At 59.4% G+C, this 10,882-nt stretch carries 10 protein-coding genes; 4 read left to right on the plus strand and 6 right to left on the minus strand.

Going from position 1 to position 10,882, the window contains the following annotated elements; all coding sequences use genetic code 11:
* Positions 1–106 precede the first annotated feature (106 nt).
* On the plus strand, positions 107–1,591 hold the full coding sequence (locus tag IIC71_06285; protein ID MCH7668794.1) for a pyridoxal-phosphate dependent enzyme: 1,485 nt from the start codon (positions 107–109) through the stop codon (positions 1,589–1,591).
* A 129-nt stretch (positions 1,592–1,720) separates the two neighbouring features.
* Here the strand turns inward: IIC71_06285 and IIC71_06290 are convergent, their stop codons facing one another.
* The 5 genes from IIC71_06290 to IIC71_06310 form a co-directional block, all read right to left on the minus strand.
* The gene (locus IIC71_06290) at positions 1,721–2,749 is read right to left on the minus strand and encodes a hypothetical protein (GenBank protein MCH7668795.1); all 1,029 of its coding nucleotides are present in this window, start codon (positions 2,747–2,749) and stop codon (positions 1,721–1,723) included.
* An 84-nt stretch (positions 2,750–2,833) separates the two neighbouring features.
* A complete protein-coding gene (locus IIC71_06295; protein MCH7668796.1) occupies positions 2,834–4,318 on the minus strand; it encodes an ABC-F family ATP-binding cassette domain-containing protein in 1,485 nt (494 codons plus the stop codon).
* Between the two features lie 158 nt (positions 4,319–4,476).
* Positions 4,477–4,779 carry a DUF1330 domain-containing protein gene (locus tag IIC71_06300; GenBank protein ID MCH7668797.1) on the minus strand — a complete coding sequence of 101 codons (303 nt, stop codon included), beginning with the start codon at positions 4,777–4,779 and terminating at the stop codon, positions 4,477–4,479.
* A 71-nt stretch (positions 4,780–4,850) separates the two neighbouring features.
* A complete protein-coding gene (locus IIC71_06305; GenBank protein ID MCH7668798.1) occupies positions 4,851–5,276 on the minus strand; it encodes a nitronate monooxygenase in 426 nt (141 codons plus the stop codon).
* A complete protein-coding gene (locus IIC71_06310) occupies positions 5,177–5,797 on the minus strand; it encodes a nitronate monooxygenase (GenBank protein MCH7668799.1) in 621 nt (206 codons plus the stop codon). Before IIC71_06310 ends, IIC71_06305 begins: the two co-directional genes overlap by 100 nt.
* An 89-nt stretch (positions 5,798–5,886) precedes the next feature.
* On the opposite strand from IIC71_06310, the gene IIC71_06315 reads away from it, so the two are divergent.
* A complete protein-coding gene (locus IIC71_06315) occupies positions 5,887–6,615 on the plus strand; it encodes a M48 family metallopeptidase (protein ID MCH7668800.1) in 729 nt (242 codons plus the stop codon).
* Here IIC71_06315 and IIC71_06320 read toward each other — a convergent pair.
* Positions 6,612–7,838, minus strand: coding sequence for a multidrug effflux MFS transporter (locus IIC71_06320; GenBank protein ID MCH7668801.1), 1,227 nt, complete (start codon positions 7,836–7,838; stop codon positions 6,612–6,614). The genes IIC71_06315 and IIC71_06320 overlap by 4 nt on opposite strands.
* Positions 7,839–7,942: 104 nt before the next feature.
* Between IIC71_06320 and IIC71_06325 the strand changes: the two genes are divergently transcribed.
* Both IIC71_06325 and IIC71_06330 read left to right on the plus strand, forming a co-directional pair.
* Positions 7,943–10,027 (plus strand): Rieske 2Fe-2S domain-containing protein, encoded by a 2,085-nt coding sequence (locus IIC71_06325; GenBank protein ID MCH7668802.1) that lies wholly within the window; start codon positions 7,943–7,945, stop codon positions 10,025–10,027.
* Between the two features lie 78 nt (positions 10,028–10,105).
* Positions 10,106–10,669 (plus strand): acyltransferase, encoded by a 564-nt coding sequence (locus IIC71_06330; GenBank protein MCH7668803.1) that lies wholly within the window; start codon positions 10,106–10,108, stop codon positions 10,667–10,669.
* The last annotated feature ends 213 nt before the right edge of the window (positions 10,670–10,882 follow it).

Raw genomic sequence — 10,882 nt, forward strand, 5'->3', positions numbered from 1 at the left:
GCGACGGTGGCGGTCCACGCCTTTCAGGCCGATGTTTCGGTTGTCGGTTACAAAATGTAAAGTTGGCTTTGGTCCTATGGACACGGCCGCCGCGCAGGGAGCAGATATGGCACACCAGACACTGGGGTTATACGAATCGGTTGTTGATGAGGACGCCCTGACCCGGACCGTGGATCGCTTTCGGTCGCTGAATATCAAGCTGCCAACCTTTGCCGAGCTCTCCGATCCGTCGACTATTCCCGGTTCGATTCGTGATCGGCTGGGTGATATAGATCCCGATGAGCCGCATCCGCTGAATCTATTTCGCGTCCATTGGTACAACGACGCCTCGCGTACAGGTCAATCCGAACACCCCGGTTTCATCGAACTTCCCAAAGAGCTCACCGGTGTCGACGCCCGCATCATTCTTGCGATCGGAGACCGATTCCCCATGATCACGGCACACAAGGTCTTGGCGGCGTACTCCTGTCTTGCACCGCGCGTCGTCGCCGGTGCTTTCGACCCGACTCAACACCGTGCAATTTGGCCGTCGACAGGGAACTACGCACGCGGCGGTGTTGCGATTTCACGGATTATGGATTGTCGTGGCGTCGCGGTGCTGCCGGAGGGGATGAGCCAGGAACGTTTCGACTGGCTGGACGAGTGGATTGCGTCGCCCGATGATGTCATCCGAACGTACGGCGTCGAGTCGAATGTCAAGGAGATCTATGACGAGTGCAGGCGGCTGGCACAAGATCCCGAGAACGTCATCCTCAATCAATTTTCCGAATACTCCAACCACCTCGGCCATTACCAGGTGACAGGGCGGGCTCTTCATCACATCTTCGAGTTGTCCGGTGGAAGCCGTCTGGCGGCGTATGTCTCAGCCTCGGGGTCGGCCGGCACGCTCGGCGCCGGTGACTATCTCAAGGAGAAGACCGGCTGCGCCATCGTCCCGGTCGAGGCGCTCGAATGCCCGACGATGTTGTACAACGGGTTCGGCGATCACAACATCCAGGGCATCGGCGACAAACACATCCCGCTCATCCACAACGTGACAAACAGCGATGACATCGTCGGCGTCTCCGACCGGGCGACCGACGCGTTGTTCATGGTCTTCAACACCGACGCCGGTCGCACATTGCTTGCCTCGATTGGCGTCGACGCCGGTGTCATCGATCAACTCACCCACATGGGCCTGTCCTCTATCTGCAACATGCTGGCTTCGATCAAGTACGCCCAGCACCACCGGCTTACATCCGATGACGTGATTGTCACGGTGGCTACCGACGGTGCCGCGATGTATATGTCCGAGATCGACAAGTTCGTCGCTCGTGACTACCCGAACGGTTTTGGGGGTAACGAGGCGGCGGCGGCCTTTGGCGAGCATCTCGCCGGCGAATCGTCAGCCCATCTCATGGAGCTTGGACAGGTCGAAACAGATAGGGTGTTCAACCTCGGCTACTTCACATGGGTAGAGCAACAGGGCATTGATTTCGAGCACTTTGAGGAACGTCGAAGCCAGGACTTTTGGGACGGCACACGCCACTACCTGTCAAAGTGGGATGAGATGATTGCGGACTTCAACGATCGTACGGGTGTTGTGGTGTAATCATCCTCCCAACCCTGGCATCGCTCTGGCCGGGCACTGCACGTCTCGGCAGCATCGACCCCAAATACCGGGGACTCGGCTTTGCGCATTGACCGTCTCGTACCGGTGAGGGTTTGCGCCGGAACTGTGTCAGCGGTCCTTGAAGATGTCGGGTCGATCCGTGATCACTCCGTCTACCCCCAGCGTCGCAAGCCGGTCGAATACGTCGGACTCATTCACTGTCCACGGAATCACCACCATTCCTAGCCGGTGCGCCTCTGCAATGCGGTCCTTCGTGACACTTGCAGCCTTCGGTGACCACACCGTTGCGCCGACGTCAGTGTATGCCGCGAGTTCGATGGACTCGTCGGAAGTGAGCATCGCGAGCGATATGCCGGGATCGACGGCGTTGATTGCACCGATCGATCGGCGATCAAAGCTCTGCACGGTAACTCTGTCCCGAATCTCGAAAGCGGCAATGACATCGAGCAGACGTAGCTCGAATGGCCCGGCGGTCGTCCCGTCGAATTCGTCACCGATTGCATCGGGGAAGCGGGCGCTACGCTTGGTTTCAACATTGAACCTCACGCGGGCTGCGTTCTCGCGCTGTCTGTCCGTTTTAGATTGGTCGACCGAGTACCTCGCAACGAACTCAATCAGCTCAGCAAATGTGACGATCCCGAAGTCGTCACCCGCAATGGACGTCGCAGCCGAGTCCTGCTGCGGAAATCGCCCCGCATCTGGGTTGCGACTGCAATCGAACCAACGAAGTTCGGCCGCGGTCAACACACGCACAGCTAGGTCTTGCGAGGACGCAGCCGGGGCGTCAGGGTCGGGAATGTCTGGTGGGGCGTCAGTCTTGAGGCCGCATTTCTTGGCATCGATGACGGGGTCATGCCAGATCACAACCTCGTTGTCGGCCGTGAAATGAAGATCAAGCTCGAGCGTCGAAACGCCGAAATCGAGCGCGGTTTCGAACGATGGCAACGTGTTTTCGGGTTTGAGACCGCGGGCTCCGCGGTGTCCTTGTAGTTCAAAACGGGCCAGTGGCTGCTCGACGAGCGATTCTTTGGTGTCCGTGGGCAGAACTCCGTTGTCTGTCGTGCACGCCGCCGCGACCATCGCAAAGGCGAGTGCGGGCACGAGAAGCAGTGGCGAGCGAACTCCTAATCTCATCACGGATAGATCGTACGACACCCTTGGTGCCCGTCCCAAGAGGGCGGTCGGGTCCGCGGTCGCGCAATAGGTGGATGGGGGCTTAGTTCAGATTCCATGTTCGGTGACGGTCCAGGTGGTCGTTGTCACCCGGTCAGCGAGATCGTCGTCGTGTGTCACGAGCAGCAGTGCCCCTTGGTACTCGGTGAGCGCTGCTTCTAGCCGTTCGATCGAAGGGAGATCAAGATGGTTGGTCGGCTCGTCCAGTACGAGCAGCCACCTCGGCGTACCGAGCGCCATTGCTAGCGCCAGCTTCCTAGCTTCACCCGGCGATGGTTCGTTCGAAGCCAGAAGTGCCGAGGGGCTTGACCCAAGTGCTGATACGATCGACAGCACTCGGCCTCTCTCACCTGGTGGCAGCGCCCGCACATCCTCCAGCCGCTTCTCGGCCTGTTGGACCGATGTTTCTTGCTCGAGGTGCAACAGCTTGTCTGCGGGGACTGTCGCGGCGTTGATGAGGTGGCGCAACAAGGAGGTCTTGCCGACGCCGTTGGGTCCGGCAATTCGGATGCGGTCGCCACGTCTGACCTCGACGTTTACCGCAAAGAGAGTCGCCGCTCCGACAGTCACGTCGCCGCGGTACCGGACCAAGAATTCCTTGTTTGCGCGTGTTGACTCGAAGTTGATCGCACCACCCCGAATCTTCCCTATGCCCGTGGCTGCGATCTCCTCCGACACTGCGTGGAGCGTCTTTGTCATTGTCGAGACAGTCTTTGCGCCCGTCTTCTGGCCACGTTCGTGGCGGTAGGTGGCCGCTGATCCTCTCGTGTCGAGGTCACTCTTGCTGGCGCTTCTGCGCTCGCGAATCCGCTTAGCGTCCTGCAAAGTTGTCTTTCTATACTGCTCGTCGAGGCGTCGTGCGAGCTTCTTTTCGTATGCCTTCAATTTGTCGTACGCCGCGACTTGGTCTGCAGTTTTTGCTTCCCAAGCCTCGTGGGCGATGTCGTAACGCCCGCTCCATAACTCGACGCGACCACCGTCCGCGACGCGGATGGTCTTTGCTGTGAGTTGGTTCAAGAGGGCGCGATCGTGGGAAACAACAACCCCGCAACCGTCGAATGTTTCGAGCGAGCGAACGAGAACATTGCGAGCTTCAGTGTCGAGGTGGTTGGTTGGCTCGTCGAGGAGCAGCACGTCGGGGTACCTCGACAACGCTGCTCCGATCTGCCACCGCTTTCGTTCTCCCGGTGACAACGTAGTCCAGCGGTCGAGCTGATCGGGCTCGAGGTTCAGACGAACTCGCATTCGAACAGCGTCTCGTTCCCAGCCCTCTGAGAAGGTCTCGATGTCGGGGGTCAGTTCGTCTACCCGTTGTGCGCAGAGAACGGGGGCGAGGCCGGCGGGGTCCGTCACCACCGAACCGGTATCGGGCGAGCGGGCACCAGAGATAAGGGACAACAGGGTGGTCTTCCCGGCTCCGTTCGGTCCGACGAGGCCAGTCCAACCGGGACCGAGGTCAAAGGTTGTATCCACGACGACGGGGACTGCGGACGAGTAGCTAAAAGAAACGCGTGAAAAATGGACAGCTGGCATAACAACTCCCGTGTTCGGGGCGGGCGACAAACCCGGAGGTGATCGATTCCTCAGTTGGTGTTGTTCATGGTGTCCATGTCGACGACGCGGCCAGTGTATCGCGCATGTGGGCGATCGTGCAGCGCCAGGGTCGCCGGGCGCTTGTTCGGTTGCTGTGCTTATCCGTCGATCATTGGAACAATGATCGCAAAGCTGGGATTCGTGGCTGCGATTCGCTCACCGACCACGGCCTGATACTCGTCCGAGGCGAACGCACGTTGCGCCGACTCTGCCGAGGAAAATCCGAGAATGACGGTTGTCGCTCCGGCGCCGTTTCCTTCACCAAGATCTACGGTGCTGTCTGTGACGGCCAAAACAGTCCCCTCTCCGAGTTCCACAAGGCCAGCGACTGCCGAGGCCCGATAGGTGTCGAGACGTTCGGTGTCCGTGACGTCGTAATTGATGATAAGTAGGGCGGGCATAACTTCTCCTTGTCAGCCGTTCACGATGAAACGGTAGGTGGTCATCCGGTCGACGAGTGCGTCTCGCGAATTCACGGTGTGGTCCTTCGGATTTTCGGGAATCGTCTGATGATCTCTGCGGCCGGCCTAATTTGGTCGATGCCGCCGATGCCCTTACCTGCCCACACGACTCGAAACGAGACGTCAGCATCAGCCGCGGCTTGCCGATGTCGAATGGCGAGCGGTTCTTTCGTGTCCTGGAGTTCGTTCTCGCGGCCGGCCCACTGGTCAGTGAGGTTGGTTCGGATCGACCGGCCAACGTACCCCGCTGGGCATTGCGGGCCACGGACGAGGTCATAGACGGTGCTTTTGATCGTGTCTGCACCATCGGAGCGGACGATGAGCCGCTTGGCTTCGTCTACGTCGAGAGCCTCATGTGTTGCGTAGAGAGCTGAGCGAAGTGCAACACCGGCCGCTCCGAACGCCTGGACAGCGGCGAGGTCGTCACGGTCGTTAATTCCTCCGGCGGCAACAACGGTGTCTCGGGAATCGCCATGCTGATCGCCGGCAGAAGCTCTGACAACTTTTCGTCAAGGCGGCCATGGCCGCCAGCTTCGCTTTCCTGTACAACGATGACGTCGGCGTAGGCATTCGCGGCGACGATCGCTTCGGCCACAGTGCCTACCTGGCAAACAGCGACAACACCAGCCGCCTGGATCGCACCGATGTGCGGTTGTGGATCTCCGAACGAGAGCCACACTGCGGCGGGCAGGTGCGACAAAACGGCCGCAAGCGCACCCTTTGCCATGTTCCAAGTGATAAGACCGATACCGAACAGGGAGTGGTCGACCAGACTGATCTCACGTTCGATCCACTCGGGGTCTCCGTATCCACCGCCGACGAAACCGAGGTCGCCGGCATTCGACACCGCAGCGGCGAGAACACCCCCTGAGATGTTGGCCATCGGTGCGCCCAGAACGGGTCGCTGGATACCTAACACACCGCAGAGATGTTCGGGGGATGCTCCGATTCTTTGCATGCGGAGAAATGTACCAACTAGTAGGCACATCCCACAACGTTTGACGACCGGTATAGATTCTTGTCGCAGCTTCGTGCGAAACTTCAACCATGGGAAGAAAAGACGAGACGCATACAACTCTTGTCGTCGGAGGGGTCACCGTCTATGTGGTGCGCAAGCGCGTGAAGAATCTCAACCTCTCGGTGAGAGCGCCTGACGGCCGGGTACGGCTCTCGATGCCGCTCCGCGCGACTGACCACGAGGCGTCGGTGTTTGTAACGTCGAGGCTCCGCTGGATAGAGCAGCACCAGAAGTCGCTCTCGGAAATCGTTGTACTCGAAGCTCCCTCATACGAACATGGCGATTTGGTTTCGGTCTGGGGGCGGGATTACGTGGTTTCCGAGGCCGGGTCCGATTGGAACGGGAGGGCGGTTCTCGATAGTGCCGAGCCCCGAATATTTCTGCCGGGTGGTCGCGATGTGCAGGGGCGTTCTACAGCGTTCGACAAGCTGCTGCGCTTCGAGCTTGGCAGCATCATTCCAAATCTCATCGACCGCTGGGAAGGCGTCATCGGTGTCGATGTCGCTGAGTGGCGTCTGCGGAAGATGAAGACACGCTGGGGGAGCTGCAACATCACCAAACGGCGTATTTGGATCAACGTGGAGCTTGCGACACTAGACCCTGAACTTCTCGAGTCGGTGGTCGTCCACGAGATGACTCACCTCGTCGAACGTCGCCACAACACCCGCTTCTACGGTCTGATGGATCGCAATTTGCCAGACTGGCGGCAACGATGGGCACGCCTGAACAGATCGCCGCCGCTGCCACACGACGGTTAGAAAGTTCGGTGGTGTTCGCCCCACGATGCCGCGGCGAGGGCAACCAGGCCCAATACAAAAAACGCGGCTGCAACGGGGACGACAGTTTCATTGAATGTCGCCGTGACCAACGTGGATAGACCGACGCCCATCAGGGTCGACACGGCACCGATCAACGCCGAGGCGGTGCCTGCTACATGGCCGAGTGGCTGCATCGCGATCGTGGTGAAGTTGGGGATGATAAGGCCGTAGTGGCTGAACACGATCGACAGGAGCACGAACAACATCCAGAACGGCGGGACTCCGTCATAGAGCAACACCACGGCCAGCAACACCGCTGACGAGGCAACGTACGAGCGGGTCACGATGGTGACGAGTCGGTGCAAACCGAAACGGTCGATGAGTCGACCGTTGGTAAGCATCACACCACCGGTCAACGCCGCCATACCTCCGAAGAACAGTGGAAAAATTTCCAAACGTCCATAGACATCTCCAACAACGAGTTCAGCGAGCGACAGCCACGCGATCAGCGCACCGGTAGTGGCGCCGGTCGCAATAGTGAACCCGACCGTGGTTCGTTGCGAGACGACAGCCTTGGCGGCCTTCCCGACCCTTGCGAAAGACAGCTCAAGCTGATGCTCGGGTTTCAGTGTTTCTGGCAACCTACGGGACCACAATGCGACGCCGAGCGCGAACGTCGCGACAAACCAGAACAAAACGCGCCATGGGGCAACTGCGATGATGCCCGCCCCAATCGCCGGTGCGATCACAGGGACCAAGATGAATATCGCCATGATGATCGACATAGTTTTTGCCATCGCCTCCCCCTCGTACAGGTCTCGCACGACCGATAACGCGACGACTCGAATCCCGGCGGCGCCGATGCCCCACAGAACTCGTGCGGCCAGAAGGGTAGGGAGTGTCGGTGCGAGCGCCGAGAACACTGCCCCCGTGATGAATATCGCATAGCTGGCAAACAGCACCGGCTTTCTCCCGAAGCGGTCAGCTAACGGTCCGTAAAAGACCTGTGCGACAGCGAGGCCGACAAAAAAGACCGTTAGGATCGCGGCGACGTCGGTAGAACCCTCCGGTAGACCGAGGCCCTCTCGGATCAGCGGTAGTGCGGGGAGCATGATGTCGATCGACAAAGCGGTCATTGCCATCGTCATCGACATCATGATGATAAATTCGCGACGACCGATCGATAGAGACGCGTCTGTAGTCGTTGGTGGAGCAGTTGGCATCGGCACAGTGTACGTACCCTATTGAACCGACCTTTCCGCGTTTGGCGGGCTACATTGTCACCACCTGCCCAAGTGGTGGAGGTTCTATAGGGAAGGAGTCCGCGATGAACGACGAGTCGACAGCGAACAACACCGCGGCGTCGGTCACGTGGCACAGAATTGCGAGCGTTAGCGATCTACCAGAGGGACGCGTTAAGACTGTGTCCGTCACTGTGGACGAGACAACACATCAGTTCGCCCTTACCCATGTGGCTGGTGAGTTTTACGCACTCGACAACAGTTGTCCGCATCAGGGAGGTCCGTTGGGGGAGGGTTCGATTGAGTGCAACGAGGCCGGAGACTGCTTCTTGCGCTGTCCGTGGCATGGCTGGGACTTCGACCCGACCACCGGATTGTCACCGGGCAGTTTCGGTGATGGTGTTGCAACATTTCCGGTGGAAGTCCGCGGGGACGATGTCTTTGTCGCACTCGGAGCCGACCCCGAGCATGTTCGTACCGTGACCGATGTCATGGCCGAGACGATGGTGAACTGGGGAGTGACGCATGTATTCGGCATGGTGGGGCACAGCAATCTGGGCCTCGCCGACGCACTGCGCATACAGGAAGAGCAGGGCAATCTCGAGTACGTCGGTATCCGTCACGAGGGTGCCGCGGCGTTCGCAGCCAGCGCGTTTGGAAAACTTACGGGTCGACCGGCCGCGTGTTTCGCAATCGCCGGGCCAGGCGCCACGAACCTTCTCACCGGCTGCTGGGACGCAAAGGTTGACCGTGCCCCACTGCTTGCTTTGACCGGGCAAGTGCGACAACAGGTGTTCGGGCCAGGTGCATTTCAAGAGCTTCCCCTCACCAAGGCGTTTTCGGCGGTGGCTGGTTTTAGCCACCTCGCCCTCCCGGGCTCGGACCACGCCGAGCTAATGAACCTCGCGCTCAAGAGCGCGACAGTTAACCAGGACGTGGCCCATCTCGTATTCCCCGACGACGTCCAGACCATTCCCGCGGGCGTAGACCAGAAGGCGGGTGGGCCTGAGGGTAGAGTCGCCGCCCAGTCCATCGCTCCGTCCGCGCAAGCGCTCGATGCTGCAGTCACTGCGCTCTCAGGGGCAAAACGGCCACTCATCATCGTCGGGCACGGCGCCCGTTTCGCGATGGATGGAGTGATTGCCCTTGCTGAAGAGCTGCGTTGTCCGGTTGTCACGACCTTTAAGGCGAAAGGCCTCATCGGCGATATGGGTTGCGAAGGTGTCGTTGGTCCAGACTCGCAAGCCGGCGGCCACGTACTTGGCGCCGGTGTTCTTGGGCGATCTGGAACTCCGGTCGCAAGCTGGTTTATGAACGAAAGTGACCTGTTGCTGGTGTTTGGGGCGAGCTTTAGCAACCACACGGGGATATCACCCAAGAAGCCAACTATTCAGGTTGACCTCGATCGCATGCACCTCGGCAAAACACACAGCATCGACATGGCGGTCTGGGGGGAGGTTGGCGTGACGGCAGGACTTCTTCTGCAACGAGTAAGGGGCGTGCACTCCTCCGTTGACCACACCGATGAGGTAGCCAGGCGATGGTCATTGTGGCGTAGCGAGAAGGCCAGCCGTGTTGCCGACGACCTCGGTAGCGGTATCAACTCCGCAGTAGTGTTTGATGTGTTGACCAAACTTGCTCCGGTCGATGCCATCCTTGCGGTCGATGTGGGTAATAACACGTACAGCTTCGGTCGGTACTTCGAGAGTTCGGGAAGCCAAGCGGTGTTGATGAGCGGCTACTTGGGGTCCATTGGCTTCGGCTATCCGGCTGCGATCGGTGCTTGGGCAGCCACACGTGCCCACCGATTCTCCGACGACGAACATTGGCTGCAGTTCGCAGACCGGCCGGTCTTTGCGATTACCGGTGATGGCGGGTTTGGGCAGTATGCGTGGGAGGTGAACACTGCGGTCAAGTACGGAATGAACATCACCCATCTTCTTCTCAACAACGGTCAGCTTGGCAAAATCTCTAAGGAGCAACGCGCCGGTGCCTGGCCGGTGTGGCAGACTTCGCTCACCAACCCCAACATTGCAGACTACGTCACGTCATGTGGCGGTCTAGGAATTCGCGTCGAGCGGGCCGACGACCTCGCCAACGCACTTGGTCGCGCTATGGCATTCGATGGTCCGTCGACGGTGGAGGTCATTGCTGACGCCGAGTTGTTCTAGCCGAGGGCCGATTCGTGGCGATTTGTGCTGGGTGTTGACGCGTTTGACAGGCAACACGGTGCTGCGCAGCATGTGTCGATGAAAACTGCGTGCTGGCTGGTGATGAGAATGCTCGGTTGGTCCTTCGTTGGTGAAGCTCCGACGTCGCGAAAGTACGTCGCGCTCGGTGCGCCCCACACATCCAACTGGGATTTCTTGCTGTTCCTAGCCGTCATCCGCGTGTTCAAGATGCCAGCAATGGCGATCGGCAAACACACGCTGGTGAAACCGCCGTTCGGATGGTTGATGGGCAAATACATCATCCCAATTCGGCGCGATTCTGGGCAAGGCATGGTTGATCAAATGGTCGCGGCGTTTGCGGACTTGGACGACATTGCTCTCGTTGTCGCTCCGAAGGGCACCCGAAAGGCCGCCGATCACTGGCGGAGTGGTTTCTACCACATTGCACTGGCGACCGGTGTCCCGGTAGTGCCGGTGTCGGTGAACTACGCGACAAAGGTTGCCACAGTCGGTGCCGAGATCCACCTCACCGGCAAGGTCACCGACGATATGGACAGATTCCGGGCGTTTTACGATGGCGTCCCTGGCAAACATCCCGATCAGGGATCCCCCGTCCAGCTGCGAGAGGAAACCGGGGAGTAGGTGGCAACCGCTTTGGAAAGCCGCCGTGCGACAACCGCGACCGCTACATTGTGCGGAACTGATAGGAGGACGTAGCGGGTGAAACGATTCAGCGCGGCGGTGGCCGTGATTCTTCTCGGCATCGCTGGGATTGCTGCGGCCCAAACGAGTGGTGCATCGGTGCCAGTCGATGTGATCAACATGACCGATCTGGCGGCGAACTCTCCAGTTGAC

This window comes from Acidobacteriota bacterium, assembly GCA_022562055.1.
In the GTDB taxonomy this organism is placed as follows: domain Bacteria; phylum Actinomycetota; class Acidimicrobiia; order Spongiisociales; family UBA5794; genus BMS3BBIN02.

Excerpts from the sequence above, each read along its gene's own strand:
- IIC71_06285 (MCH7668794.1), top strand. The coding sequence starts at position 107 with ATGGCACACCAGACACTGGGGTTATACGAATCGGTTGTTGATGAGGAC.
- IIC71_06295 (MCH7668796.1), bottom strand. The coding sequence starts at position 4,318 with ATGCCAGCTGTCCATTTTTCACGCGTTTCTTTTAGCTACTCGTCCGCA.
- IIC71_06300 (MCH7668797.1), bottom strand. The coding sequence starts at position 4,779 with ATGCCCGCCCTACTTATCATCAATTACGACGTCACGGACACCGAACGT.
- IIC71_06310 (MCH7668799.1), bottom strand. The coding sequence starts at position 5,797 with ATGCAAAGAATCGGAGCATCCCCCGAACATCTCTGCGGTGTGTTAGGT.
- IIC71_06315 (MCH7668800.1), top strand. The coding sequence starts at position 5,887 with ATGGGAAGAAAAGACGAGACGCATACAACTCTTGTCGTCGGAGGGGTC.
- IIC71_06320 (MCH7668801.1), bottom strand. The coding sequence starts at position 7,838 with ATGCCAACTGCTCCACCAACGACTACAGACGCGTCTCTATCGATCGGT.
- IIC71_06325 (MCH7668802.1), top strand. The coding sequence starts at position 7,943 with ATGAACGACGAGTCGACAGCGAACAACACCGCGGCGTCGGTCACGTGG.
- IIC71_06330 (MCH7668803.1), top strand. The coding sequence starts at position 10,106 with ATGAAAACTGCGTGCTGGCTGGTGATGAGAATGCTCGGTTGGTCCTTC.